Annotated in this window: 24 protein-coding genes and 1 tRNA gene; 13 read left to right on the forward strand and 12 right to left on the reverse strand. The window is 68.2% G+C overall.

Annotation, left to right across the window (positions count from 1 at the left end; all coding sequences use genetic code 11):
- Window positions 1-2 precede the first annotated feature (2 nt).
- Entirely contained in the window at window positions 3-401 is a 399-nt protein-coding gene (nirD, locus tag L2Z93_RS04865; RefSeq protein WP_090586837.1) for a nitrite reductase small subunit NirD, read from the forward strand.
- Between the two features lie 358 nt (window positions 402-759).
- Here nirD and L2Z93_RS04870 read toward each other — a convergent pair whose 3' ends face one another.
- Genes L2Z93_RS04870 through L2Z93_RS04880 form a run of 3 tightly spaced genes read right to left on the reverse strand, consistent with a single transcriptional unit; the run spans window position 760 to window position 4,077 of the window.
- Window positions 760-1,506: a sirohydrochlorin chelatase gene (locus L2Z93_RS04870; RefSeq protein WP_090586834.1), complete on the reverse strand. Its 747-nt coding sequence runs from the start codon at window positions 1,504-1,506 to the stop codon at window positions 760-762.
- Between the two features lie 16 nt (window positions 1,507-1,522).
- Window positions 1,523-2,644, reverse strand: a complete 1,122-nt coding sequence (locus L2Z93_RS04875; RefSeq protein WP_090586832.1) for a uroporphyrinogen-III synthase — start codon at window positions 2,642-2,644, stop codon at window positions 1,523-1,525.
- On the reverse strand, window positions 2,641-4,077 hold the full coding sequence (locus L2Z93_RS04880) for a nitrate/nitrite transporter (RefSeq protein ID WP_090586830.1): 1,437 nt from the start codon (window positions 4,075-4,077) through the stop codon (window positions 2,641-2,643). Before L2Z93_RS04880 ends, L2Z93_RS04875 begins: the two co-directional genes overlap by 4 nt.
- Before the next feature lie 183 nt (window positions 4,078-4,260).
- Between L2Z93_RS04880 and L2Z93_RS04885 the strand changes: the two genes are divergently transcribed.
- Together L2Z93_RS04885 and L2Z93_RS04890 are read left to right on the forward strand one after the other, a co-directional pair.
- The gene (locus L2Z93_RS04885) at window positions 4,261-4,737 is read left to right on the forward strand and encodes a MarR family winged helix-turn-helix transcriptional regulator (protein WP_234786027.1); all 477 of its coding nucleotides are present in this window, start codon (window positions 4,261-4,263) and stop codon (window positions 4,735-4,737) included.
- A 38-nt stretch (window positions 4,738-4,775) separates the two neighbouring features.
- The gene (locus L2Z93_RS04890; protein WP_090586828.1) at window positions 4,776-5,810 is read left to right on the forward strand and encodes an Ldh family oxidoreductase; all 1,035 of its coding nucleotides are present in this window, start codon (window positions 4,776-4,778) and stop codon (window positions 5,808-5,810) included.
- A 16-nt stretch (window positions 5,811-5,826) separates the two neighbouring features.
- On the opposite strand, the gene L2Z93_RS04895 is transcribed toward L2Z93_RS04890, so the two are convergent.
- Window positions 5,827-6,423: a hypothetical protein gene (locus tag L2Z93_RS04895; protein WP_090586825.1), complete on the reverse strand. Its 597-nt coding sequence runs from the start codon at window positions 6,421-6,423 to the stop codon at window positions 5,827-5,829.
- Window positions 6,424-6,545: 122 nt separating this feature from the next.
- Window positions 6,546-6,953 (reverse strand): DUF1761 domain-containing protein, encoded by a 408-nt coding sequence (locus L2Z93_RS04900; RefSeq protein ID WP_234786035.1) that lies wholly within the window; start codon window positions 6,951-6,953, stop codon window positions 6,546-6,548.
- A gap of 135 nt (window positions 6,954-7,088) precedes the next feature.
- On the opposite strand from L2Z93_RS04900, the gene L2Z93_RS04905 reads away from it, so the two are divergent.
- Window positions 7,089-7,712 (forward strand): winged helix-turn-helix transcriptional regulator, encoded by a 624-nt coding sequence (locus L2Z93_RS04905; protein ID WP_090586819.1) that lies wholly within the window; start codon window positions 7,089-7,091, stop codon window positions 7,710-7,712.
- A 17-nt stretch (window positions 7,713-7,729) separates the two neighbouring features.
- Here the strand turns inward: L2Z93_RS04905 and L2Z93_RS04910 are convergent, their stop codons facing one another.
- The gene (locus L2Z93_RS04910; protein WP_090586816.1) at window positions 7,730-8,956 is read right to left on the reverse strand and encodes an alpha/beta fold hydrolase; all 1,227 of its coding nucleotides are present in this window, start codon (window positions 8,954-8,956) and stop codon (window positions 7,730-7,732) included.
- Window positions 8,957-9,056: 100 nt separating this feature from the next.
- On the opposite strand from L2Z93_RS04910, the gene L2Z93_RS04915 reads away from it, so the two are divergent.
- Together L2Z93_RS04915 and adhP are read left to right on the forward strand one after the other, a co-directional pair.
- Window positions 9,057-9,881, forward strand: a complete 825-nt coding sequence (locus L2Z93_RS04915; RefSeq protein ID WP_090586814.1) for a DUF1206 domain-containing protein — start codon at window positions 9,057-9,059, stop codon at window positions 9,879-9,881.
- 383 nt (window positions 9,882-10,264) lie between these two features.
- Complete coding sequence (gene adhP / locus L2Z93_RS04920; protein ID WP_090586976.1) at window positions 10,265-11,284, forward strand: alcohol dehydrogenase AdhP; 1,020 nt, start codon at window positions 10,265-10,267, stop codon at window positions 11,282-11,284.
- A 58-nt stretch (window positions 11,285-11,342) separates the two neighbouring features.
- On the opposite strand, the gene L2Z93_RS04925 is transcribed toward adhP, so the two are convergent.
- The 6 genes from L2Z93_RS04925 to L2Z93_RS04950 all read right to left on the reverse strand — a co-directional run bounded on the left by L2Z93_RS04925 (window position 11,343) and on the right by L2Z93_RS04950 (window position 15,608).
- Window positions 11,343-12,002 carry a MadR family response regulator transcription factor gene (locus L2Z93_RS04925; RefSeq protein ID WP_090586811.1) on the reverse strand — a complete coding sequence of 220 codons (660 nt, stop codon included), beginning with the start codon at window positions 12,000-12,002 and terminating at the stop codon, window positions 11,343-11,345.
- Window positions 11,999-13,390 carry a MadS family sensor histidine kinase gene (locus L2Z93_RS04930; RefSeq protein ID WP_162561874.1) on the reverse strand — a complete coding sequence of 464 codons (1,392 nt, stop codon included), beginning with the start codon at window positions 13,388-13,390 and terminating at the stop codon, window positions 11,999-12,001. The genes L2Z93_RS04925 and L2Z93_RS04930 overlap by 4 nt, the downstream gene beginning before the upstream one ends.
- Window positions 13,387-14,583, reverse strand: coding sequence for an iron-containing alcohol dehydrogenase (locus L2Z93_RS04935; protein WP_090586809.1), 1,197 nt, complete (start codon window positions 14,581-14,583; stop codon window positions 13,387-13,389). Before L2Z93_RS04935 ends, L2Z93_RS04930 begins: the two co-directional genes overlap by 4 nt.
- Before the next feature lie 113 nt (window positions 14,584-14,696).
- A complete protein-coding gene (locus tag L2Z93_RS04940; RefSeq protein ID WP_090586806.1) occupies window positions 14,697-15,128 on the reverse strand; it encodes a TA system VapC family ribonuclease toxin in 432 nt (143 codons plus the stop codon).
- Window positions 15,125-15,364, reverse strand: a complete 240-nt coding sequence (locus tag L2Z93_RS04945) for an antitoxin (RefSeq protein WP_090586804.1) — start codon at window positions 15,362-15,364, stop codon at window positions 15,125-15,127. The genes L2Z93_RS04940 and L2Z93_RS04945 overlap by 4 nt, the downstream gene beginning before the upstream one ends.
- A 168-nt stretch (window positions 15,365-15,532) precedes the next feature.
- Window positions 15,533-15,608, reverse strand: a tRNA-Arg gene (locus tag L2Z93_RS04950).
- Between the two features lie 360 nt (window positions 15,609-15,968).
- Between L2Z93_RS04950 and L2Z93_RS04955 the strand changes: the two genes are divergently transcribed.
- The 7 genes from L2Z93_RS04955 to rho all read left to right on the forward strand — a co-directional run bounded on the left by L2Z93_RS04955 (window position 15,969) and on the right by rho (window position 26,305).
- Window positions 15,969-17,498, forward strand: a complete 1,530-nt coding sequence (locus L2Z93_RS04955; RefSeq protein ID WP_090586801.1) for an HNH endonuclease signature motif containing protein — start codon at window positions 15,969-15,971, stop codon at window positions 17,496-17,498.
- Between the two features lie 145 nt (window positions 17,499-17,643).
- On the forward strand, window positions 17,644-19,296 hold the full coding sequence (gene argS / locus L2Z93_RS04960; RefSeq protein ID WP_090586799.1) for an arginine--tRNA ligase: 1,653 nt from the start codon (window positions 17,644-17,646) through the stop codon (window positions 19,294-19,296).
- Window positions 19,293-20,711 carry a diaminopimelate decarboxylase gene (gene lysA / locus L2Z93_RS04965; RefSeq protein ID WP_090586796.1) on the forward strand — a complete coding sequence of 473 codons (1,419 nt, stop codon included), beginning with the start codon at window positions 19,293-19,295 and terminating at the stop codon, window positions 20,709-20,711. Before argS ends, lysA begins: the two co-directional genes overlap by 4 nt.
- Window positions 20,712-20,713: 2 nt before the next feature.
- On the forward strand, window positions 20,714-22,051 hold the full coding sequence (locus L2Z93_RS04970; protein ID WP_370745812.1) for a homoserine dehydrogenase: 1,338 nt from the start codon (window positions 20,714-20,716) through the stop codon (window positions 22,049-22,051).
- A complete protein-coding gene (thrC, locus tag L2Z93_RS04975) occupies window positions 22,051-23,124 on the forward strand; it encodes a threonine synthase (protein ID WP_090586792.1) in 1,074 nt (357 codons plus the stop codon). Before L2Z93_RS04970 ends, thrC begins: the two co-directional genes overlap by 1 nt.
- Before the next feature lie 10 nt (window positions 23,125-23,134).
- Entirely contained in the window at window positions 23,135-24,085 is a 951-nt protein-coding gene (thrB, locus tag L2Z93_RS04980; protein ID WP_090586789.1) for a homoserine kinase, read from the forward strand.
- Between the two features lie 294 nt (window positions 24,086-24,379).
- Window positions 24,380-26,305 carry a transcription termination factor Rho gene (rho, locus tag L2Z93_RS04985; protein ID WP_090586970.1) on the forward strand — a complete coding sequence of 642 codons (1,926 nt, stop codon included), beginning with the start codon at window positions 24,380-24,382 and terminating at the stop codon, window positions 26,303-26,305.
- Window positions 26,306-26,567: the final 262 nt, after the last annotated feature.

Raw genomic sequence — 26,567 nt, forward strand, 5'->3', positions numbered from 1 at the left:
CCATGACCGTCGCATTCGATCTGCATCGCTGGACCCGGGACTGGACGCCGGCCTGCCCGCTGGAGCGCCTCGAGCCGCTACGCGGAGTGGCGGTGCTGCTGCCCGACGGCGCCCAGGCCGCGCTGTTCCGGCTGGCCGACGGCCGGATCAAGGCGATTGGCAATATCGACCCTATCGGCCGGGCGGCGGTGCTGTCCCGCGGCATCGTCGGGGACCGGGGTGGATTCCCCGTCGTCATCTCGCCGCTGAAAAAGCAGGCGTTCTCACTGCTGGACGGCCGCTGCCTGGACGTCGACGGGGTCTATGTGCCGGTGTACGCCACCCGGATCACCCTGGACGGAACGATTTTCGTGGCCAACACTCCGGACGTGCGGTTCGGCTACCGGACCCGCAGCGCCTGAGGTTAAGCGTGTTGCTGCTGGGGTACGCGTGACACGGGGTGACCCTTCTCGGACGGGGGTCGTCGCATGTGGAGGCCTTTGGCGCAGCAGCGGCACGGCGATTGGCGCCGAGCGGCCGGTTTCTGCACGCAATGGTCCTCGAGTGGCCGGTTTCTGCACAAACAGGCCCGCGAACGGCCCGATAGGGCACGAGCGGCCCGCGGTGTCCGCTCTGCGGGGAGGAGTCCTGGGCTTTTGTGCACATCGTTGGCCGCTCGTGGCCCCGGCCACTCAGAATCTGCCCCAGAAGACACCCGGCCGCCGCAATCGTCTGCCGCCATGGTGCGGAATCTTGGCAGTCCCAGCGGCGGTGGGCCGATTACGCCACCGTTAGCCCGTTGGAGAATTGCTGAAACTTGTTGTGGCGCCGAGGCTGCCGCTCGAACCAGGTCCGTTCGCGCCGGGCGCAGGCCAGCCGGACGACCGCCGGGTGCAGGCCCAGCGGTTCGGCGACGGCATCCGCGCCGGATTCCCGCAGCCGCTGCTGGAACAACCCCTCGGCCAGCAGATACGACGCGATCACCACCCGCCCGCCGCTCTCGGCCCGGCGTCGGGCGACGACCTCGGCCACCAGCGGGTAGCCGTTTCCATCCTGGCTGGGCGCGGCGAAGCCGATGTCCACCCGCCGGCCCACCAGCGCCGACAGCGTCGCCGCGGTGGCCCGCAGCTGGCTTTGCGCGTACCGGTCCCGGGTGCCGGCAACCGCCATCACCACGGCGTCGCCGTGCCGCCAGCCGGCTTCGATGAGCCGCCCGAGCAGCGCGCGGGTCAAATCCGGGGAGGGGCCCAGCGAATCGGTGACGGTGACATTGCGATGCCCGGAGGCGGCGATCAACGCCGGCAGGTCGGTGCGGACGTGATACCCGGCGGACAGGAAAGCCGGAACCACCACCGTCGGCTCGTCGGCGACCGCCGCCAGCACCTCGGTGGGACTGGGGCCCAACACGTCGACGAACGCGGTCCGCACCGGTTCGCCCAACCGCGCGGCCATCTTGCCCGCGAGGTCGCCGATCATCGCCACCCCGTGCGGGTTGGCGGTGCCGTGCGCCACCAGCAGCGTGCCCATCAGACGGCGCTGCCCATCAGGCCGCCTCATCCAGAGCCAGCCGGTAGCCGCGTTTGACGACCGTGGCCACAATTTCCTTGTGGCCCAAACTGGTTCGCAACCGGGCGATCGCGGCCTCCACCGCGTGTGGGTCCTCGCCGCCGAGTGCGGCGAGCATCTCCTCGCGGCTGACGACGGTGCCGGGGGCGCGGGCCAGCAACCGCAGCAACAGCAGTGACGTCGGGGTCAGTTCGCGGGGTTCGCCGTCGACAACTGCTCGCGCCGCGCGTACCCCGAGGGTGTGGCCGGCGACCGGGAGGTCCGGCCGCAGCTCCGGCAGCTGCTGCTCCACGCAGCGGGCCAGCGCGCCCAGGCGCATCCGTTCAGGGGTGACGGGTTCGATGCCGATGCGCTGTAGTGGGCCCGCGGTGACCGGCCCGACGCAGAACGGGATCACCGGTCCGGCCAGCGCGGCGCGGACCCCGTCGAACAGGCGCAGCTCCCGCGCCCGCAGCAGCGTCGAGGCGACCGCGGGCGCTGAGGTGAACGTCACCGCGTCGACCTGCGACAACGCGATCGCCTCGATCACGGAGTCCAGGCCGGTGGTGTCGGCGGGCTGCTCCCAGCGGTACACCGGCACTTCCAGCACCTGCGCGCCCAGGGCGGTCAGACCGTCGACGAAACCGGGGTTGGGGTCCCAGGCCTCCGGCGCGCCGTGCAGCTGCACGGCCACCCGGACACCGCCCAGGTCGTCGCCGCGCAGGTGCTCCAGCAGTTCCGGAGACGACTCCGAGGCCGGGGACCATTCCTCGCGCAGACCCGCCGCGCGCAACGCGCCGGTGGGCTTGGGGCCGCGGGAAAGCACCCGGGCGCCGGCGAGGGCGGCCAGCAGCGGTCCGGCCAGGCCCCACGCCTCGGCGGCCTCGACCCAGCCGCGGAACCCGATGCCGGTGGTGGCGATCAGCACGTCGGGCGGGTTGGCGATCACCGATTCGGTGGCCTCGCGCAACCGGGCGTCATCAACCAGCGGGATCATCGCGATGGCCGGAGCGGACACGACGGACGCGCCACGCCTGATCAACAGGGTGGCGAGTTCGTCGGCGCGGCGCGCGGCGGTGATAGCCACGGTGAAACCGATCAGCGGTTCCGCCGCGGTCATCCGTTGCCGAGGGCTGGCACGCGATTGGCTGAGGTCACGCCCACAAGCGTGTCACGCCGAGCCCGCGGTGTCGAAACGGTGGACGGCCCGCCGGGAACCCGCACATACATCCACCAGGTCAGTGCCGCGGCCAGCACATACGCCGTGCCGAACACGCAGAACGCGACAGTGGCGGCGCCGGTGGCCTGATACGACGTGCGCAGCACCAGGTTGATTCCCACGCCGCCGAGCCCGCCGATGGCGCCGGCGATGCCGATCACCGCCCCGGACATGGCCCGCGAGTAATGCACCCGGGTGGCCTCGTCGGTGTCCATGCCGCGGGCTTCGGCCTCGAAGATCGACGGGATCATCTTGTACACCGAGCCGTTGCCCAGGCCGCTGAGCAGGAACAACAGAATGAAGCCGGTGAAGTAGCCGATCAGCACGGCGCCGGAGGGCGCTCCACCGCTGGTGGACAGGTCGGCCCCGATCAGCACCCCGGCGCCGACGACCATGCCGGCGAACACCAGCATCGTCACCCGGCCGCCACCGAAGCGGTCGGCGAGCTTGCCGCCGTAGACCCGGGCCAGCGACCCGAGCAGCGGGCCCAGGAAGGCGATCTGTGCGGCGTGCAGAGACGCCTCGGCCGGGCTCTGTCCGGCGGCCCGGTAGCTGGTGGCCATCACCTGGCCGAACGCGAAGGAGAATCCGATGAAGGACCCGAACGTGCCGATGTAGAGCAGCGCGATGATCCAGGTCTGCCGGTGCTTGGCGGCCGCCCGCATGGCCGCGACGTCCACGGTCGGAATGTCGAGGTTGTCCATGAACAGCGCGGCCCCGATCCCGGCGACAGCCAGCAGCACCAGGTACACCGCGCACACCCAGTAGGGCTGCTGGTCGCCGGCAACGGCGATCACCAGCAGCCCCACCAGCTGTACGGCCGGAACCCCGATGTTCCCGCCGCCGGCATTGAGCCCCAGGGCCCAGCCCTTGAGGCGCTGTGGGAAGAAAGCGTTGATGTTGGTCATCGACGAGGCGAAGTTGCCGCCGCCGAAACCGGTCAGGGCCGCGCACAGCAGGTAGACCCACAACGGTTGGCCCGGATTGGCCAGGATGACGATGGTCGCGATGACCGGGACGGCCAGCACGAACGCGGAGAAGACCGTCCAGTTGCGGCCACCGAACCGCGCGGTGGCCAGGGTGTAGGGCAGCCGCAGACAGGAGCCCACCAGGGTGGCTGTCGCAGCGATCAGGAACTTGTCCGCGGCGGTGATTCCGTAGACCGACTCCGGCATGAACAACACCATCACCGACCACAGTGACCACACCGAGAACCCGACGTGCTCAGCGACGACCGACCACAGCAGGTTTCGCTTGGCGACCTTCTCCCCGCCGCCGCGCCACTGATCGAGGTTCTCCGGATCCCAATCGGTGATGGTGTGTGAACGCCTCACGGCCGTCGCTCCTGACCCGGCGGGATCTCCGCCGATGGGTCAAAAGCTAGGGACGACGTGTTTCGCGGCTCGGCTCGCGCGGTGTCGCAACGGTGAACTCGTTCTCACCGGGTCGCGGGCGCCGCGGTGAGGTCGGCCGGTCTTCACCCTGTCCTCTCCGGGTTCGCGTGGGATACTCACACGGTGGGACGTCACTCTGTGAGCGAAGCTTCCGAGGATGAGTTGTTGGCGTTTCAGACAGCGACCAGAGACCTTGTCGGCTTGGCCCTGCGCAGCGTCGAACGGGCGAACCTGACCATTCCCCAGTACCGGCTGTTGCAGGTGTTGGCCGACCTCGGCACGGTGAGCTCCAGCCGGTGCGCCAAGGCGCTGGGTGTCGCCGGGTCGTCGGTGACCCGGCTGGCTGACCGGCTGCACGCCGCCGGCTATCTGGTCCGGGGCGACGATCCGGACAATCGCAGCGTGGTGACGTTGAGCTTGACCACCACCGGCCGTCGGGCCGTGCGCCAGGTGACGGCGCACCGGAGCAAAGAACTGGCCAGGGCGCTGCGGGGATTGGATCCGGATGAACGGGCGGCCTGCGTGAATGTGCTGACCGCACTGCACGACCGCCTCGGCGTCGGCGCCGACGACGACGCCGCCCACCCGCTGCCGGTATAGCGCGCCGCCGGCATCGCCTGTTCGCCTACCATCGCGGCATGCCTGAGGAGTCGGTGACGTCGTTCGAGGAGCTTGTCGCCCGGCTGCGGCGGATCTTCGTCAACGCCGGAGCGTCGCCGCAGCAGGGGGCCGCGGTTGCCCGGGTGATCGCCTCCGGCGAGCGGGACGGCGCGAAGTCCCACAGCGTCTACCGCGTCGAGGTCTGCCTGAAGTCGATGCGCGCCGGCACCGTCGACGCCACCGCCGTGCCTGAGCTCCGCGACGACGGCTCGCCCATCATTCGGGTGCTGGGGAACCGGGGATTCTCTTGTGCCGCTTTCGAATTGGCGCTTCCGGTGCTGGCCGAGCGGGCGCGCCAATGCGGACTGGCCGCGCTGGTGCTCAACGACGTCGGGCATTTCTCCGCGCTCTGGTACGAGGTGGAGTCGGTCGCGGACCGGGGTCTCGCCGGGATGGCCATGTGTCCCAGCTATTCGGCGGTGGCGCCGGCTGGTGGCAGCCGCCCGCTGCTGGGCACCAACCCGTTCGCCTTCGGTTGGCCGCGGCCGGACGGGCCACCGTATGTCTTCGACTTCGCCACCAGTGTGGCCGCGCGCGGGGAGATCGAACTGCGCCGCCGAGCCGGCGACCCGATCCCGGAAGGCTGGGCGGTGGACGCCGACGGCGCCCCGACCACCGATCCGGACGCGGCGCTGGCCGGCGCCATGCTTCCGTTCGGCGGCCATAAGGGGTCGGCGATTGCGACCATGGTCGAATTGCTCGCCGGCGCCCTGATCGGGGACATGTCCAGCCGCGAGGTGCTCGACGACCTCGGTGGCACCTCGCTGGTTCCGGTGCACGGCGAGTTGATCCTGGCGTTCGACCCGGCGCGGTTCGCCGCGGGCCGCGACGCCGACCCGGCGCGGCAGGGCGAGGCGCTGTTCGAGGCGATCACCGGCCAGGGCGCCCGGCTGCCGTCGATGCGCCGATATGCCGCGCGGGAGCGGGCCGCGACTCAGGGGATCACGCTGACCGCCGAGGAACAGGCCCAACTGAACCGGTTCGAAGAGCACGGACTCGACGCGCTGTCCTGACGGCGCACCGTTGGGGTCAGGACACTCTGAGGAACCCTCCGGTGCTGTCGTAGTACACGGTCTGCCGGTCCCGCTCTGGGCCGTTCACCACGTAAATCTCGACTTCGTTGGTCTCGCGGTTCCGGTTGACGGTCACTCCACCGGGCGCAGACAGATCCTCGGGTGCACCCGTAACCCGGTTGAATGAATCGTTCCAGGTGATCACCAGTGTTTCCGCCGACACCGTGTTGGCGGGGAAGGTCTCGGTCAGCAGTGCGTCGTAGTTCTCGGAGCCGCCGTAGTCGTACGGCCGGACGTCACGGCGGCCGTCCGGGTAGGCCACGTACTGGTTGAACTCGGTGGGTTTGGCGGGATCCAGGGCGTCCACGCTCCCGCTGCCGGAGACTCCCACCGAGATCATCCGCGCCTGGATCTGATCCAGCGGGGCGCCCGCCAACTCCGTGAGCGCGGTGAACAGGCCGTTCACCGTGTCCAGGGTCAGCGCGGTCGGTGTCTGCTCAATCTGTTGGGCGACCGTCGATCCCGCCGGCGCCTCGGTCCTGGCGCCGCCGCAAGCGACCAAAGACGCGCCGAGCAGCACCGTGCCCATGAACACCGACAGCCGGATCAGCATCTTCTTCTAGCTCCTTGCGAACGCAATAAGTGGACTTACTCACCCTATGGGAGCCGGCCGGGTGGCGGGGAGAGTCGGGCGGATGCGCCGTCCCCGCGGACCCGCGGCGGTGGGACGTCCGCTTAGCCCAGCAGCCCGATGGTCAGCGCCATCCCGCCGAAGAGCACCAGCTGATAGGCGCTGTTGATCACCGTGAGGCGTGTCGGCTTCTGTTCAAAGGCGTTGTGTTGCAACAGTGTTGACAGGGAAAAGCCCAGTCCGGTGACGAGTCCGACTCCGACGTTGAGCCAGATCGAGTTGTGCCCGAGGGCGGTGGATGTGACATCGCAGGCGGCCGTCAGGGCGATCGCGGTGCCCGTGACGCACACCAGTAGAACCACCATCGGGGTCTTGCCGGCCCGCTTCGAATCCGCCTCGGTGACGCCGGTGAGTTCGCGCCACACACCGAGGAACGCCTTGCCGTACCAGAAGCAGGCGATCACCATCCCGACCGCGGTGGCAGCCGCGACGGCCAACCAGTTGATGTTCATCGCCACGCACGTCCTCTCGGGCCGATGTCGAGTTAATTGATATAATCAAGACAGCTTTAGTTAGTCAAGTAGTTGGGGGTATCTCGTGAACGCGTTGGGTCCCGAGCCTTCGTCCGACGTCGCGGCGCGCACCCGATGAGCGCGCGGTCCTACGGCCAGTACTGCGGCCTGGCGCGCGCGCTCGACGTGATCGGCGACCGGTGGAGCCTGCTCATCGTGCGTGAACTGCTCATCGGCCCGGCGCGCTACGGGCAACTTCAGGCCGGGCTGCCCGGAATCGCCACGAACCTGTTGGCGCAGCGGCTGCGCGACCTGGAGGAAGCCGGAGTGCTGCAGCGTCAATTGGACGCCGAAGGCAACGGCGTCGCGTATGCGCTCACCCCCTGGGGCCGCGAGCTGCGGACACCCATCAGTGGCTTGCTCAGCTGGAGCAAACCACTGATGGCTTCAGGTCCGCGGGGCGATCAATTCCGAGCACATTGGCTGGTGCTGGCGCTGGAAGCGTTGCTGGCGCAGCGAACAGCTCGCACCCCGGCGACTGTGGGAGTGGAGGCCGACGGCGAGGTCTTCGAGGTGTGCGTCGACAGCACCGGCGTTCGGGTGGAACGGGCCGATCGGCGACCGGACACCGTCTTCCGCGCCGAACCCATGGTGGTGCTCGGCGCGGCCGCCGGGATGCTGACCGTCGAACAGGCCATCGCCGCCGGCGAATTGCACGGCGCCGCCGCGGATTTCGCCGCGGTGTTCGGAACGTCCTGAGTAGCGACTCCTGAAGATCAGCCTCGCGCCGCCTTGATCCGCTGCCTCGCGCCGCTCACCGCGAGGTCGAGGTTGATTCCGGCCCGGATCAGCGGCCCGAGCAGGCTTGACGGGCCCTTCCGCGGGAGCGTTGCGATCCGCGCCGACAGCCCGTCGGCGTGCAGCGTGCCGTCGAGTGCGGCACGGGCGACCGCCAGTGCCGCCAGCGGATGGGTGTCGAGCGCGCTGTGGGCCATATCGGCGATGGGCACGAGGACCGCGTCGGGGATGAGTTCGGTGACCTGGTCGGCGACCGGGCGCGGTGTCCGCAGGTCGCGATCACCGGAGATGACGGCGGTGGGCCAATCGAATGCGGGCAGCGTCGCCGGCAGATCTTCCGGTTCCCCCTGAAACCGCGGGGCGTCGTCGCGCAGATACGTGCTCACCGGATCGAACGGCAACCCGTCGGGATTGTGGGACAGCCCCAGTTCGCCGTGGGCGATCCCGGCCACCAGGTCGGGTTCGACGATGAACCGCCGACCATCGCCGGCCACTTCGATCTCGCCGAGCGCGGCGATCCGTCGCCATGCGAGCTTGCCGCGGCCATCCAGCCGTGCCCGCACCAGCCGCTCCGCGGCCGTCGGTCCGGCGAACTCGTACACCACCTGCACCACATGGTTGAGTCCGGCGATCGGAACGAGGTCGGCGGACAACAGCGACCGCACCGCGGTGGCCAGCGATGACGGACCGTCGAGCAGGAGGCCGCGCAGGAACCTCCGGATGACCGCCACATCGCCCTCGGCGGAGAGCATCGGCGAGTCCAACACCATAGCGGCCACCCGATCCGGATGCCTCACCCCGAACACCTGCGCCAGATACGTCCCGTACGACGTGCCGTAGATGACCGCCCGCTCGATCCCGGCGTGGTCCAGCACCGCGGCCAGGTCGTCGACGACGGCGCCGATGGTCACCGCGTCCATGGCAATGTCATTTCCCGACAAGGTTTTTCGGGAAGCGCCGACGCCGCGGTGCTCCATCATCAGGATGTCGACACCGTCCCGAACGGCGCGTCGGCGCAAGCTGCGGTACGGGACGATCGACCCCATGCCCGGACCGCCGGGGATCGCCACCAGCGGCGTGCCGTTCGACGGCGTCGGACGCACATAGGCGATGTCGATCTGTTCTGCCCCGGCGGGCCGGCGGACCCGACCCCCGGCGCGGTTGATCTCCGCCGTCGCCATCCGCTCCAGACCCGTCGTCGCCATGTGGTCGAGCGTAGAGACCGTGGCGGTCGCTGACCGATACCGGCGGTGCGCGGTGGTTTCCTCGGTCTCAGAAGGGGTACTCGTCGGCGAGGAGGTCGAAATGGGTGATTCCTCGGTTCATGGGGCGGTTGACCGCGCCACCGACAGCAAAACATTCGAGTCCGCCGCGCGAGCCGGATTCGCCGTCAGCGGCGTCCTGCACCTGCTCGTCGCCTTCATCGTCCTGCGAATCGCGTTCGGCTCCGGTGGCAACGCCGACCAGTCGGGGGCGTTGGCCACCATCGCCCAACAGCCCGGCGGCCCGCTCATGTTGTGGTGCGCGGCGCTGGGCATGGCGGCTCTGGCGCTGTGGCACGTCGCCGAGGCTATCGTCGGCAAGCACCCCAGCGAGCAGGGCTCCTCGCGGCAGAAGTCCGACGACCGCCCGGCATGGAAACGCGGCAAAGACATCGGCGTGGCCACCGTGTACTTCGGCATCGCGCTGTCGGCCGCACGGTTTGCCATCGGCAGCGGTAAATCCAGCGGTCAGCAGAACAGCGGGATCAGCGGCATGCTCATGCAGCACGGCTGGGGCAAGTTCCTCCTGGTGCTGGTCGGCCTTGGAGTGGCTGCCGTCGGCGGCTACCACGTCTACAAGGGCGCCTCCAAGAAGTTCATGAAAGACCTTCGCGTGTCCGGCGGCACCTTCATCACCGCGGTCGGGGTCACCGGCTACATCGCCAAGGGCCTGGTGTTCGCGGGGGCGGGCCTGCTCGTCATCGTCGCGTCGATCAAGGCTGATCCGTCGAAGGCCGCGGGCTTGGACGCGGCCGTCAAGACCCTCGGAGAGGCGCCGTTCGGCAAGGTGCTGCTGATTCTGGCCGCTCTGGGGATCGCCGCGTTCGGCGCTTATAGCTTCGTGCGGAGTCGCTACGGCCGGATGTAGCCGGAGAATGCCCGGTGACACGTCGGCGTGAGCGCCGGTCGACGGATCGTGTGCTGACCGGCCTAACCGGTTCACGATCGAGGCCGGCCCAGCCGGGGTCGGCCAGAAATGGCACTACCCGAATGGGTAGGTGATGCCCGCCCGGGCGGTGCGGGAAGTCGACCCGATCGGAGCGTCCGCCAGCACGTTGCTGTCAATAGTGTCGAAGTCTATGAGTTTGCTCAGCGCCCCGGATCTGTATGACCCGTCCTTCCCGGATCGCCCGGAGCTGTGTGAGCGGAAGCTCAGACGCTGTCTCTCGAACCAACTCTCGCGAATGGAATGAAGCAATGGCACAAACCCAGACACTGACTACCGACACCGTGGTCGAGCGCAGCGACGCCATGCGGGCAGCGGTCGTCACCGACTTCGGCATGCCGCTGCAGGTGCGCGACATGCGATTGCCGACGCCGGGCTTCGGCGAAGCTTTGGTCAAGCTTGAGACATCCGGTGTCTGCCACACGGATCTGCATGCCGCACAGGGTGATTGGCCAGTCAAGCCGCAGCCTCCGTTTGTGCCAGGACATGAAGGCTTTGGCACGGTCGTGGCTCTCGGTGAAGGCGTCGTCGATCTGGCGGTCGGTGACAAAGTCGGCAACGCCTGGCTATGGTCGGCCTGCGGCCGCTGCGAGTACTGCCGGACCGGGTGGGAGACGTTGTGCGAAAGTCAGCGCAACGGCGGATATTCCGTCGATGGAAGCTTCGGCGCCTACATGCTGGTCAATGCCGACTATGCGGCGCGGATCCCCGATGGAGCCGACCCGTTGGAGATTGCGCCGATCCTCTGTGCCGGCGTCACCGTCTACAAGGGTCTCAAGGTCACCGACACCCGGCCCGGCCAGTGGGTGGCGATCTCGGGCATAGGCGGGCTGGGGCATATCGCGGTCCAGTACGCCCGAGCGATGGGTCTGCGCGTCGTTGCGATCGATGTCGACGACGCCAAGCTCGCGCTCGCCACCAGCCTGGGCGCCGAAGTCGTCGTCAACGCACGGACCGCCGACGTCGTCGACGCGGTGCAGCAGGCAACCGGTGGAGTCCATGGTGTGCTGGTCACCGCCGTGCATCCGCAGGCCTTCGGCCAGGCGATAGGGCTGGCCCGTCGTGGCGGCACGATCGTGTTCAACGGCCTTCCGCCGGGTGACTTCCCGGCGCCGATCTTCGACATCGTCCTCAAGGGGCTGACCATCCGGGGGTCGATTGTCGGGACCCGCCAAGACATGGCAGAGGCGTTGGACTTCTATGCTCGAGGTCTGATCAAACCGACCGTCACCAGTGCCCGACTCGACGACATCAACGAGGTGTTCGGGCGGATGGAGCGCGGACAGATTGACGGTCGGGTCGTCATCGACTATCGAAATCCCTGACAGCGCAGAGTAATCCGCGGCAGCTGAGCTGGGCCGACGACCCCAAGGGCACGTCGGCCTAGATCAGACCTCGTTTGCTGGCCGTGTAGACGGCCTCGGCGCGCCGACTGACCTCGAGTTTGCGCATGATGTTGCTGACGTGGAACTTGGCGGTGGTTGCGGAGATGAACAGTTGCTCACCGATCTTGTGGTTGGACAAGCCTGCGGCGAGCAGTCGCAGCACTTCGACCTCTCGGTCGGTGAGCTTCTCGTGTGGTGAGCCGCGTCCGCTGAGCGAACGGACTACAGCAGCGGCGCTGCGGGAGTCGAAGGCGCTCTGTCCGGCGGAGATGGCGCGGATGGCCCGCACCAGTTCTGTGGTGTCGACGTCCTTGACCACGTAGCCGCGCGCTCCCGCATGCACCGCACGCACGACGAGTTCCTCGTCCAGGAATGTGGTCAGCACAAGCAGACCGATGTCGGGGTGGGCGCTGGAAAGCGTGCCGCACAAAGACAATCCCTCGAAGTCCGAACCGGCCGAGAGTTTGAGGTCGACCACCACCACGTCCGGTCGCGTGGCCGCGACCACCGCCTCGGCTTCCAGTTCATTGGACGCTTCGCCGACCACCACGAGATCGTCCTCGCGTTCCAGTAGCGAACGCAGACCCTGGCGCAAGATGGCGTGGTCGTCCACGAGCGCAAGCCGGATGGTCCTCGTTCTGGCTTCGTCAACGGTCATCGAGCGACCCCTTCGATCGGAGCTTGCGCGGGGACTTCCGGGTCCCGCGGAATCATCGCGACCACCCGCACGCCACCGATGCGGGATGGACCGACGGCGAGGGTTCCACCGAATTCGCGGCACCGCGCCAGCATGTTCGCCAGCCCGCGATGATGCCCGTCGAGGTCGGTGGTGTCGGCCAACCGAAGCATCAGCCGAAGCTTGTCCGGGTCACCGACCCCGTCGTCGGATACCGACAGGGTCACGTCGGCGGCGCGGTAGCTCAACCGAACGATCGCCCGCGAGGCGCGACCGTGCATGGCGGTGTTGAACAGTGCCTCGCCCGCAATCCGAAGCAGGCTGCGCTCGACAGCGTTGGTCAGTTCCGCGACCTCGCCGCTGACCCGCAGGGTCACCCGCAGATCCTTGGGCATGTGCACCGTGGCCAGCTGCTGGAGTAGCTCGGGGAGGCTGGATCGGTCCGCGTCGGACGAATGGTTGAGTGCGTAGATCGCCGATCGCAGCTGTTCGACCGCCGATCGGGTCAACGTCTTGGCGGTGTCCAGCCGTTCGACCAGTTCGGCTTGACCATCATGCGATTCGACTTCACTGCGGCAGACCTCGATCTGCATGCCCGCAGACAGCACGGTTTGCGCGACGCTGTCGTGCAACTCCCGTGCGATGCGCTGGCGTTCGGAGTCCAGGACCTGATGGCGTTGCGCCGCACCGAGTTCGCGTTGGGTGGCCAGCAGTTGCGCGTTGTGTGCCTCGGACTGCGCCAGCAAGGTCTGCGAGCGCTGGAACAGTTCGCAGTTCTGCAGTGCCACCGCGGTCTGACTGGCCAGGATTCGCATGACCGTCTCGTCAATCCCGTCGAGCAGCCGATGCGGTGGAGTCCAGGCGGCGAACGCCCCGATCACACCGCTGTCGAGTTCTAGCGGGACGTGTGAATGGTGGCCTTCGATCACCGGTACCCGGAACTGCGCAAGGTGCCCACGAAGGACGTCGTTGAGTCGGTTCAGCACAGCCTCGGGAAGGTGCGGTACCGGATGCGTGGTGCCCGACAGACCTTCGAAGGAGTACGCGTGGCCGTCGGCGTCCAGGATGAGGTGACGCGGTCGTGCCTCCGGCAGGGCGCCGTCTGCGAGCGCAAGCAACACCCATTCGGCGCCGAGGTGGGTCCGGGCTGCCTCAGCTACCGCACGCACGAGATTCTCGGGACCGTTGACGGTCTGCACCAGAGCTCGCGAGATGGCGTCGAGAGCTGCGAGCACCCGATTCGTGCGCTGCGCAGCCACCCGGAATTCGGGGTAGAACGTGCCTTTGCCGGACCGCACGCCGGTGAGTTGATCCAAATCCGGCGCGGCCGCTTGTCGCGGGACCACGGGGTTTCCGGGCGCCACGGTCACAGTGCGGCCCGGAACAATGCGCGAAGTTGCGCATCATCGATGGGACGTGGATTGGTGGTCAAACAAGCGTCCTTTAGAGCGTTCTGGGCCAGCACGGGAACGTCGGTGTCACGAACTCCCAAGTCGGCCAGTCCGCGCGGCGCACCCACCTGCCGGGCCAGCTCTTGGAGTCGATCGGCCAGTACCAGTGCGGATTCCAGTTCTGGAGCCCGCATGTCGGCAATTCCGAGGCAGGTGGCGATGGTGGCGTACGGCGTCGGGTCGGCCTCGGCGTTGAACCGCACCACATGCGGTAGCAGCACGCCGTTGATGACGCCGTGCGGCAAGTCGAGCAGTCCGCCGACCTGGTGACTCATGGCGTGGGCGGCGCCCAGGATGGCGTTGGTGAACGCGAGCCCGGCTTCCAATGCCGCTTGGGCCATCAGCACCCGCGGCGGCATATCCTGCGGACGCTCGATGGTGGTGACCAGGTTCTGGGTGACCATCACGACCGACCGCAGCGCGTGGTGGTCGGTCAGCTGGTTGTGTCCCAGCGATACGAACGCCTCGATGCCGTGTGTCAGTGCGTCCAGTCCCGTTGCCGCGTTGAGCCATTCGGGCATGGTGGTCAGCAGGCGGGGGTCGATGACGCTGATGTCCGGGACCAGGGCACGGCCCAGAATGGTGATCTTGGTGTTGTGGGCGGTGTCGGTGACGATGCAGAACTGAGAGACATCGGCGCCTGAGCCCGACGTGGACGGCAGCACCACCAGGGGCGGAATTGGCGCGGTGGCTTTGTCCACGCCGGCGTAGTCCAGGATGTCACCGCCGTTGGCAGCCAGGATGGCGACGCCCTTTGCGGCATCGATCACCGACCCGCCGCCCAACGCAATGAGCACGTCGCAACCGTGCGACCGATAGAACTCGTGGCCGGCTGTGATTTCGTGGTCTTTCGGGTTCGGCGTCAGCGCGCTCCACACCTGGGCCTCGATGTGCCGGTCGCGTAGGTGCCCGACCAACTCGGCGACCCAGCCCGCCTCGATCAGGCCGGGGTCGGTCACCAGCATGGGCCGCAGTCCGCCCAGCCGGACCGCGGCGTGCGCTGCCTCAGCCGTCGAGTCGATGCCGAATACGATCTCCGGGGCATGGAACTTCAGCAGCCGGGTCGGCGGGCCGGCCGGCATCGTGGTCGCAGCGATCTGATCCCGCGCCATCACATCGATTCTCACCAGACCCCGATTCTCTTTGCTGTGATCCAGGTAACACAACCAGCGTACGGCGTGCGACTCTGCGGACCAACGCGCGGCAGACGCTTGACTCTTGCTGGTCAGATCACCGTGAGGTTGTCCGGCGTCGCATTCCGCACGGTATTCAGGCCGATCGACTGGTCGAGAGTCACGAACCTGGCGTCGTTGGAGGTGGCCAGCGCCAGCAGGTAGGCGTCGGTGACTTGCCGATGGCCGTGCAACCTGGAGTGGTCAATGAGATCGGCGTCCAGCAGGCTGATCGAACACGACCAGTACTTATGATGCTCAGTCGAGGTGGCGGTTGCGAGCCTCGTTATCGCCTGGGCGGGCGCCACCGGACTCGGGTATCGCGGCTGGCTGATGATGCGGATGAAGCCGTTCTGCGTGATGGCGCAGGAAGCCCAGCCGTGTGCGATTTCGGCCGCCAGCCATGCGCGGACTCGCCCGTGGTCGACGTGATCGCTGTCGAACAGCGCAATTAGGACGTTGACATCGAGCAGCGCCCGTTTCACACGGCTTCCTCGTCACGCAGTTTGTCGACCAACGCGTTCGAGACCGCGGGTCCGCGGCGCCCGAACGGTTCGAAGCCGTGGAGGTCGCCCGTCGCTCGCCCGGATTCGGCGCTGTGCTGCTGCAGAGCGTGTCGAGCCAGGTCGGAGAGCACCTCGCCGGCGGTGCGCTTCTCCCGGCGTGCCCGCTCCTTCACCGCGAGCAGCACGTCGTCGTCCAGGGAGAGTGTGGTGCGCATGCATCTGATGCTACGGCATCAGATGCATGCGCCGCTCCTGGATCCTCGAGAAACGGATGCGAGCGGCCAGAATGTGACGGCGGTATTCCTGCTGGGCGCGAGGACTGGCGCATCGACGCGCCGGGCAAAGAAAGACACCCTCCGACACTGGTCAGAGGGTGTTTCAGGTGGTGCCCCCGGCAGGATTCGAACCTGCGGCCTTCTGCTCCGGAGGCAGACGCTCTATCCCCTGAGCTACGGGGGCGCGGACGTTCGTCGCGCCGATCGGGCCCGGATAGCGTAACCCATCGCCAGTGTGACGGTGGACGGTGGGCAGCCGATGCGCAGGCGCCCGACTGTGGATTGCGGGAAGGTCCGCTCCGAAACCCCGCGAGAACGGCGGCTCGCTCGGGAGTGCGGCGATGATCGTCGGGAAGAGCCGCGGCGGGAGTCGTCTCTTGGTCGCGCCGGGAGTTGCCTCGCGGTCGCGCCCGGAGTCGTCTCGCGGTCGCGCTCGCAGCGGCCCTCGCGGCGTCTATTTTTCTCATAGAACTCTCAAACCACAGGGCCTGTTTTCCGTTGTCTCGCAACGGAACTTGTCGGACCCGGGGTCTAACGTTTTGGTATGAGCAGCAACGCCTACGCCGATCGGGAGGCGATCTTCGCCGCCCTCGCGCAGGCCGAAACTGCCCACCGAGTGTTGGCTTCGGCGTCCCTCGACGCACTGTCCGCCGAGGAGGTGTTGGAGGTGCTGGCCCGCCGGGAGGCGCTGGCCTGGCGGGCGCCGGCGGTCGACCATCGGCTGCTGGCGCGGTTGGTGGTCGACGGCAATCCGGGGGTGTTGGGGGCGGCGAACCTGACCCTCGTGTTGGAGGAGCGTCTGCGGATCTCCCGGGGTGTCGCCCGACGGCGGCTGGCTGAGGCCGCTGACCTCGGGCCGCGGGTCGCGTTGGATGGGCAACCCCTGGAACCGGTCATGCCCACCGTGGCGCAGGGGGCGGCGGCGGGGGTGATCGGCCCCGAGCAGATCGCGATCGTGCGGGACACCTATGCCAAGATCCCCGCCGCCGTCGATCCGGAGACCCGGGCTGACGCCGAGAAGGAGTTGGCGGAGTTGGCCGCCTCCTACGGGCCGGCGCACCTACAGAAACTCGCGACCGTGCTGCTGATGGTTTTGGATCCCGATGGGGATTTCGCCGATCGGCGGCGGGCCGCCAAACGCGGCCTCAGTGTTGGTGCGCAGACTCATGATGGGATGCGCAACCTCCGCGCCAGCCTCACCCCCGAAGCCTGGGCCACGTTGGAGCCGATCCTGGAGAAGTTGGCGGCGCCAGGCATGTGCAACCCCGAGGACGAACACCCCTGCGTCTCCGGAACCCCGTCGGAAGACCAGATCCAAGGCGACAAGCGGACCGTCTCGCAACGCAACCACGACGCCCTCGTCGCCGCCATGCGCGCACTGCTGGCCTCCGGAGACCTCGGGCAACACAACGGGCTACCCGTCACCGTCATCGTCACCACCACCTTGGCGGAATTGGAGGCCGCCGCCCACGGCGGGGCGCCCGCCGACCTCGGGACGGCGCCGACCGTGGAGCCCAGCGCGACCACCAGTCAGCCCCCGGCCTGCTACGTCCCCGCCGCGCTCACGGGGTGGGCCGTCACCGCGGGTGGATCGTTCCTGCCGATGAGTGATCTCCTGCGGATGGCGTCGCATGCCATCCATTACCTCACCGTCTTCGACGGCCACGGCCGGGCACTATGGCTCGGACGGACCAAACGCCTGGCCAATGCTGACCAGCGGATCGTCTTGTACGCCCGGGACAAGGGGTGTACGAAGCCCGGCTGCACCCACAGTGCCTACCGCTGCCAAGCACACCACCTGACCCCCTACGGGCGGGGCCGAGAAGGCCGCACCGACATCGACGATCTCGGCCTGGCCTGCGGCAGGGACAACACCATGGCCGACACCCACAACTGGACCACCCACCTCAACACCGACGGCCGCGTCGAATGGACCCCGCCGAAACACCTCAACCACGGCCAACCCCGGGTCAACCCGTATCACCAACCCGCCGACATGCTCGCCCACTTCCACAAACGCTTCCGACACCAACACCCACCCGGGACAGACCCACCCCACGGCTCAAAAAGCTAGGGCCGCGAACACCGGGCCACCGGGCCAAGACCCGACCGAGTTTTCCCGCCCGATCAACGAGCCCGCTTGTCACGGCTGTCGCAGGCCTCCCGACAACGGGAGCGGATTCCGGTCTGAACAGCCCCAGACCATAGGATGGACCCCCGTGACCCCCGCCGACCTCGCTGAGTTGCTGAAGTCCACCGCCGCGACGGTGCTCACCGAGCATGATCTGGACGCCGCCGCGCTGCCTGAGACGGTGACCGTCGAGCGTCCGCGCAATCCCGAACACGGCGACTACGCCACCAATCTGGCCCTTCAGCTGGGCAAAAAGGTCGGCGCCAACCCCCGCGAACTCGCCGGTTGGCTGGCCGAAGCGCTACGCGCCGCCCCTGGCATCGCCGACGCCGAAATCGCCGGCCCGGGCTTTGTGAACCTGCGTATCGACGCGACCGCACAGGGCCAGATCGTGCAGGACGTCCTGGACGCCGGCGACAGCTACGGTGGCGGCGACGAACTGGGCGAGCAGAAGATCAACCTCGAGTTCGTCTCGGCGAACCCGACCGGGCCGATCCACATCGGCGGCACCCGCTGGGCGGCCGTCGGCGACGCACTGGGCCGGATGCTCGCCGCTCGCGGCGCCGAGGTGTGCCGGGAGTACTACTTCAACGACCACGGCGCGCAGATCGATCGGTTCGCCCGCTCGCTGATGGCCGCCGCGCACGGCGAACCGGCCCCGGAGGACGGCTACGCCGGGGACTACATCGCCGACATCGCGCAGCGCGTCATCGCGCGGGTCCCGGACGTGCTGAGCCAGCCGCCCGCCGAGCAGCAGGAGACCTTCCGCTCCGTCGGTGTGGATCTGATGTTCACCCACATCAAGGAATCGCTGCACGAGTTCGGCACCGACTTCGACGTGTTCACCCACGAAGACTCCATGCACACCTCCGGGATGGTCACCGAGGCCATCGCCCGGTTGCGCGCCAACAACGCCATCTACGAGAAGGACGGCGCCACCTGGCTGCGCACCACCGACTACGGCGATGACAAGGACCGTGTCGTCATCAAGAGCGACGGCGAACCGGCCTATATCGCCGGTGACCTGGCCTACTACCTGGACAAGCGGGAACGTGGGTTCGGGCTGTGCATCTACATGCTCGGCGCCGACCACCACGGCTACATCGCCCGGCTCAAGGCCGCCGCCCAGGCGTTCGGCTACAGTCCCGACACCGTCGAGGTGATGATCGGGCAGATGGTCAACCTGGTGCGCGACGGGCAGCCGGTCCGGATGAGCAAACGCGCCGGCACCGTCATCACCCTCGACGACCTGGTCGACGCCCTCGGGGTCGACGCCGCCCGCTACGCCCTACTGCGGTCCTCGGTGGACACTCCGATCGACATCGACCTGGAACTGTGGTCTTCGGCGTCGAGCGAGAACCCGGTGTACTACGTGCAGTACGCGCACGCGCGGCTGTGCGCGCTGGCCCGCAACGCCACCGACCTGGGTCTGGCCGCCGACACCGCGCACCTCGGGTTGCTGACCCACGAGAAGGAGGGCGCGTTGATCCGCAATCTCGGCGAGTTCCCCCGGGTGGTGAAGACCGCCGCGGCATTGCGGGAACCGCACCGGGTGTGCCGCTACCTGGAGGATCTGGCCGGCGACTACCACCGGTTCTACGACTCCTGCCGGGTGCTGCCACAGGGCGACGAGCCCGCCGGCGACCTCAACGCGGCCCGGCTGGCGCTGTGCGCGGCGACCCGCCAGGTGATCGGCAACGGCCTGCGGCTGCTGGGTGTCGGCGCACCGGAGCGGATGTGAGCGCGCATCCCGCCGGGCCCCGGCACGCCGACGAGATCCACCACCCGGGCGCACCCGCCCGGCCGACCGGTCCCGCCGAGGTGTCAGCGCTGGAGCCCAACGTGTGGCCGCTGGGCGCCCACCGCGGCGCCGACGGCGAGGTGAGCCTGGCCGGGGCGTCGGTCAGCGCGCTGGCCGACGAGTACGGCACCCCGCTGTTCGTGGTCGACGAGAACGACTTCCGCACCCGTTGCCGCCAGATCGCCGAGGCGTTCGGCGGCGGCGACCACGTGCACTACGCCTCCAAGGCGTTCCTGTGTGGCGAGATCGCCCGCTGGGTCGCCCAGGAGGGTTTGTCGCTGGACGTGGCCACTGGCGGAGAGCTGGCCGTCGCACTGCACGCCGGGTTCCCGGCGAGCCGAATCACCCTGCACGGCAACAATAAATCCGCCGAAGAGCTCCGCGCCGCCGTCGAGGCCGGTGTCGGGCACGTGGTGATCGACTCGGTCACCGAGATCGACCGACTCGATGCGATCGCCGGCGAGGCCGGCGTCGTCGTCGATGTGCTGATCCGCGTCACCGTCGGGGTCGAGGCGCACACCCACGAGTTCATCTCCACCGCGCATGAAGACCAGAAGTTCGGCCTGTCGCTGGCCAGCGGCGCGGCAATGGACGCGGTGCGCCGCGTCTTCGCCACCGACAATCTGCGCCTGGTCGGCCTGCACAGCCACATCGGCTCCCAGATCTTCGAAGTCGACGGCTTCGAACTGGCCGCGCACCGCGTGATCGGCCTGCTCGCCGACGTAGTCGCCGAGTTCGGCGTCGACAAGACCTCCCAGATGTCCATCGTGGATCTCGGTGGGGGACTGGGTATTTCGTATCTTCCCAACGACGATCCGCCACCGGTGGCTGAGCTGGCCGCGAAGTTGGAGGCCATCATCGCCAATGAGTCGGCGGCCGTCGGGCTGCCGGCGCCCAAGCTGGTCGTCGAACCCGGCCGGGCCATCGCCGGACCCGGGACTGTGACCTTGTACCGGGTTGGGACGGTCAAGGACGTCGCCATCAGCGCCAGCGCGCAGCGCCGGTACGTCAGCGTGGACGGCGGGATGAGCGACAACATCCGGCCGTCGCTGTACGGCGCGGCGTACGACGTCCGGCTGGTCTCGCGCGACAGCGATTCGGATCCGGTTCTCTGCCGAATCGTCGGAAAGCATTGCGAGAGCGGCGATATCGTCGTGCGTGACGCTTGGCTGCCCGGGGATCTGGCGCCCGGCGATCTGATCGCGGTGGCCGCCACCGGTGCCTATTGCTATTCCATGTCGAGCCGGTACAACCTGCTCGGCCGCCCGGCCGTGGTCGCCGTCGAAGACGGTCGGTCGCGGTTGGTTCTGCGTCGCGAGACGCTCGAAGACCTGTTGAGTTTGGAGGTGGAGTGACCGTGGCTAAAACGACCGTGGCGAAAACAGAGAAGCCGGTGGGCGTGGCGGTGCTCGGATTGGGCAACGTCGGCGCCGAGGTAGTCCGCATCATGGCGGAGTCCGCGCCCGATCTGGCGGCGCGCATCGGCGCTCCGCTGGAACTGCGTGGCGTCGGCGTCCGCCGGGTGGCCAAGGGCCGCGGAGTTCCGGCCGACATGCTGACTGACGACATCGAGGAACTGGCCTCCCGTGACGACGTCGACATCGTCGTCGAGCTGATGGGCCCGGTCGAGCCGGCCCGCAAAGCCATCATGACCGCTCTGGAAAACGGCAAATCGGTGGTCACCGCCAACAAGGCGCTGCTGGCCCAGGACGCCGGCAAGCTGGCCCAGGCCGCCGAGAAGGTCCGCGCGGACCTGTATTTCGAAGCCGCGGTGGCCGGCGCCATCCCGGTGATCCGGCCGCTGACCCAGTCGCTGGCCGGTGACCGGGTGCTGCGGGTCGCCGGAATCGTCAACGGCACCACCAACTACATCCTCTCGGCGATGTCCGAGACGGGCGCCTCCTACGACGACGCGCTGGCCGAGGCCGGCGCGCTGGGCTACGCCGAGGCCGATCCGACCGCCGATGTGGAGGGCTACGACGCCGCGGCCAAGGCCGCCATCCTGGCCTCCATCGCGTTCCACACCCGGGTGCAGGCCGACGATGTCTACCGCGAGGGCATCACCGCCGTCAGCGCCGAGGATTTCGCCTCCGCCAAGGCGCTGGGATGCACCATCAAGCTGCTGTCCATCTGTGAGCGGATCACCAACGCCGATGGATCCGAACAGGTTTCGGCCCGGGTCTACCCCGCGCTGGTCCCGCTGACCCACCCGCTGGCGTCGGTGAACGGCGCGTTCAACGCGGTCTTCGTCGAGGCAGCCGCGGCCGGGCAGCTGATGTTCTACGGGCAGGGCGCCGGTGGCGCCCCCACCGCGTCGGCGGTGATGGGCGATCTGGTGATGGCCGCGCGCAACCGGGTGCAGGGCGGCCGCGGGCCGCGCGAGTCCAAATACGCCCGGCTGCCGATCGCCCCGATCGGCGTGGTGCCCACCCGGTACTACCTGAGCCTGAACGTGCACGACAAGCCCGGCGTGCTGTCCCGGGTGGCCTCGGAGTTCGCCAATCGCGGGGTCAGCATCGCCGAGGTGCGTCAGGAAGGCCTGGTGGACGAGGAAGGCCAGGCGATCGGCGCGCGGATCGTGGTGCTCACCCACCGCGCCACCGACGCCGCGCTGTCGGAGACGGTGGCCGCGCTCAAGGAACTGGACGTGGTGTCGAACGTGGCGAGTGTGCTGCGGATGGAAGGAAACGACTGATGACCGAACCCGTGCACCGCCCCTGGCCGGGCTTGATCGAGGCGTACCGGGACCGGCTTCCGGTCGCTGCCGACTGGACCGCGGTGACCCTGCGGGAGGGCAACACCCCGCTGATCCCCGCCACCCGCATAAGCGAACTCACCGGCTGCACAGTGCATTTGAAGGTCGAGGGGCTCAACCCGACCGGCTCGTTCAAGGACCGCGGCATGACGATGGCCGTCACCGACGCGGTGCACCACGGCCAGCAGGCCGTGCTGTGCGCCTCGACCGGCAACACCTCCGCCTCGGCTGCGGCGTATGCGGCGCGCGCCGGAATCACCTGCGCGGTGCTGATCCCGCAGGGCAAGATCGCGATGGGAAAGCTGGCCCAGGCCGTCATGCACGGCGCCAAGATCATCCAGATCGACGGCAACTTCGATGATTGCCTGGAGTTGGCCCGTAAGCTGACGGCCGACTACCCGACCATCTCATTGGTCAACAGCGTCAATCCGGTCCGGATCGAAGGTCAGAAGACCGCGGCCTTCGAGATCGTGGACGCCCTCGGACAGGCCCCGGACATCCACTCGCTGCCGGTCGGCAACGCGGGGAACATCACCGCGTACTGGAAGGGCTACAACGAGTATTACGCCGATGGCGTCAGTGACCGGCTGCCCAAGATGTTGGGCACTCAGGCTGCCGGAGCGGCGCCCCTGGTGCACGGCCGGCCGGTGAGCGATCCGGAGACCATCGCGACTGCCATCCGGATCGGTTCGCCGGCCTCGTGGGATTCCGCCGTTGTCGCCCAGCAGGATTCGGGCGGGAAGTTCCTGGCCGCCACCGACGAAGAGATCCTCGCGGCCTACCACCTGGTCGCGCGCACCGAGGGCGTGTTCGTCGAACCCGCCTCCGCGGCGAGCATCGCCGGGCTGCTGAAGTCGGTCGAAGAGGGCTGGGTGCCGAAGGGATCCACGGTGGTGTGCACCGTGACCGGTAACGGGCTCAAGGACCCGGACACCGCGCTGAAGGGTATGCCGCAGGTCTCCGCCGTGCCCGTCGACCCGTCTGCGGTCGTCGCCGAACTCGGGTTGGGGTAACCGGCTCGTCATGACAACGCTTCTACCGGCTGGAATCAGCGCGAGCGCCGTCGTCGCGGCATCCAGCGCCAATCTTGGCCCAGGCTTCGACTCGCTGGGGCTGGCTCTGGGCCTGTACGACGAAATTGACGTCGAGACAACCGATTCCGGTCTGCGCATCGAGGTCGAGGGGGAGGGTGCCGGTCAGGTTCCCGACGGCCACGACCACCTGGTGGTGCGGGCCATCGTCCGGGGTCTGACCACTCTCGGACTGCGTGCGCCGGGCCTGATTGTCCGGTGTCGCAACGCCATTCCGCACTCCCGTGGGCTCGGGTCGTCCGCTGCCGCGGTGGTGGGCGGGCTCGGGGTGGCCAACGCGCTGGCCGAACAAGCCGGGTTCGCCCCGCTCGGCGAGGAACAGCTTGTCCAGCTGTCCTCGGAGTTCGAGGGGCACCCGGATAACGCGTCGGCGTCGGTGATGGGCGGCGCGGTGGTGTCCTGGACCGAGGCGGCGGCCTCGGGTGGGCAACCGCGGTACCGCGCCGCCGGCCTTCGGTTGCATCCCGACATCCGGATTTTCGCGGGTGTGCCGCAGACCCGATCCTCGACCGCCGAGACCCGCGGGCTGTTGCCGGACCAGATCCCGCACACGGCGGCGCGGTTCAATATCAGCCGGGCGGCGCTGCTGATCCTGGCATTGACCGAACGCCCCGAATTGCTGATGGCCGCCACCGAGGACGCGTTGCACCAGAGTCAACGGGCTCCGGCGATGCCGGCGTCCGCGGAATATGTTCAGGTGCTGCGGCGTTGTGGGGTGGCAGCGGTGATTTCGGGCGCCGGACCGTCGGTGCTCGCCTTGAGTCTGAGCTCGGAATTGCCCGCCGAAGCGGTCGCCTTCGCGGAATCCGCCGGATTCCGCGTTTGCGAACTGCGCGTCGGCAACCCACTGACATGGGGCGCGCGGGCCCGGTCCGGGAACTGACACGCCGGGACTGGCTGGGCCCACATTGTTGCTTCCGCAGCGCAACGGGGTTATTCTCGTGCCGTCCCGGGCTGAGGGGGCGTCTTCCGCGCCGACACTAGGACGACCACCAATTTTTTTGCGAAGTTCCGCATGGAATCGATGGTTGGGCCCTACCCACATATTCCGGAGCACTCCGTCGCATGGCCGACGGTGGCATTACGCGCACAGTGTTTCCGCTGAGCGCGCCGAACCCCCCGCCGATGAAGCGAACCGGCAGGGGAAGAAAGGAAATCCGTGACCAATACGGACCTCATGACGGCAGATAGCGCCGTCACCAGCGCCGATTCGCCGGCGTCGAAGTCTTCCAAATCCGGCTCGTTGAACACGATGCTGCTGCCCGAACTGCGCGCACTGGCCGGACAGGTCGGCGTCAAGGGCGTTTCGGGCATGCGAAAGGGCGACCTGGTCGCCGCCATCCGCGCCCAGCAGGCCGGTGGCGCCGCCCCGGCCAAGTCCGAGCCCGCCAAGGCTGAGCCCGCCAAGGCTGAGCCCGCCAAGACCGAGGCGCCCGCAGCCGAGCCGGCCAAAAGCGAGCCCGCCAAGAACGAGCCCGCCAAGAACGAGACCGCTTCGAACGAGACCGCTTCGAACGAGTCCTCGGACAACGCTCGAGCCAAGGACGACGACAACAAGCGCGCCCGCGGTGACGACACCGACGACAACGCCTCCGGTGAGGGTCGTCGGCGTGAGCGCCGCAACGCCAACCGCGAGGCCGGCGCTCCGTCCGGTCAGGGGGGTGAACAGCGCAACGAGGGCGCCCAGCAGCGCAACGAGGGTGGCCAGCAGCGCAACGAGGGCGCCCAGCAGCGCAACGAGGGTGGCCAGCAGCGTAATGACGGTGGCCAGCAGCGCGGCGGTAACGCCAACAACAGCAATAACAACGCCGGGGGCAACAACAACTCCGGCAACAACAACGATGACGACGACGGCCGCGGTGGCCGCCGCGGACGTCGCTTCCGCGACCGTCGCCGCCGGGAGCGCGGTGGCAGCGAGGGCGGTGACACCGAACTGCGTGAGGACGACGTCGTGCAGCCGGTCGCCGGCATCCTCGACGTGCTGGACAACTACGCCTTCGTCCGCACCTCGGGCTACCTGGCCGGCCAGAACGACGTCTACGTCTCGATGAACATGGTGCGCAAGAACGGGCTGCGCCGTGGTGACGCGGTCACCGGCGCGGTCCGTGTTCCTCGTGAGGGCGAGGGCGGCGACAAGAATCAGCGGCAGAAGTTCAATCCGCTGGTCCGGCTGGACACCGTCAACGGCGGGCCGGTCGAAGCCGCCAAGAACCGTCCCGAGTTCGGCAAGCTGACGCCGCTGTACCCGAACCAGCGGCTGCGTCTGGAGACGACCCCGGAGAAGCTCAACACCCGGGTGATCGACCTGATCATGCCGATCGGCAAAGGCCAGCGCGCGCTGATCGTGTCCCCGCCCAAGGCCGGTAAGACGACGATCATGCAGGACATCGCCAACGCGATCACCCGCAACAACCCCGAATGCCACTTGATGGTGGTGCTGGTCGACGAACGGCCCGAAGAGGTCACCGACATGCAGCGCAGCGTCAAGGGTGAGGTCATCGCCTCCACCTTCGACCGCCCGCCGTCGGATCACACCCAGGCCGCCGAGCTGGCCATCGAGCGGGCCAAGCGCCTGGTCGAGCAGGGCAAGGACGTGGTGGTGCTGCTGGACTCGATCACCCGCCTGGGCCGCGCGTACAACAACGCCTCTCCGGCGTCGGGGCGCATCCTGTCCGGTGGTGTGGACTCCACCGCGCTGTACCCGCCCAAGCGGTTCCTCGGCGCTGCGCGCAACATCGAGGATGGCGGCTCGCTGACCATCATCGCCACCGCGATGGTGGAGACCGGCTCCACCGGTGACACGGTCATCTTCGAGGAGTTCAAGGGCACCGGCAACGCCGAGCTCAAGCTGGACCGCAAGATCGCCGAGCGCCGGGTGTTCCCGGCCGTCGACGTCAACCCGTCCGGCACCCGCAAGGACGAGCTGCTGCTCGGCCCCGACGAGTTCGCGATCGTGCACAAACTGCGCCGCGTGCTGTCCGGGCTGGACTCACACCAGGCCATCGACCTGCTGATGAGCCAGCTGCGCAAGACCAAGACCAACTACGAGTTCCTGGTCCAGGTCTCCAAGACTGCCCCCGGCACGACGAACGACAACGACTGATTCGACGAGCTTGCGAGGAACGAGCAAGCGAGAAGAGATCAGTCGCGTTAAACCCGACTGACCTACCTCGATCCCGACGAGCGGTCGGTTGCGCACAGCTCAGGCTGTGCGCAACCGACCGCTCGTTCGTTTCCGGGGGCGCGACCGCTCGGTTTGGTACGCGCGGTGGTGTGCCTAGCCGTGCGCTCGCCGGGAAGGTGGAGTGTGACCGCTCGGTTTGGTACGCGCCGCGGTGTACGCAGTCGAGCGCTCGCCGGGGCAT

This window comes from Mycolicibacterium brumae (assembly GCF_025215495.1).
GTDB lineage: Bacteria > Actinomycetota > Actinomycetes > Mycobacteriales > Mycobacteriaceae > Mycobacterium > Mycobacterium brumae.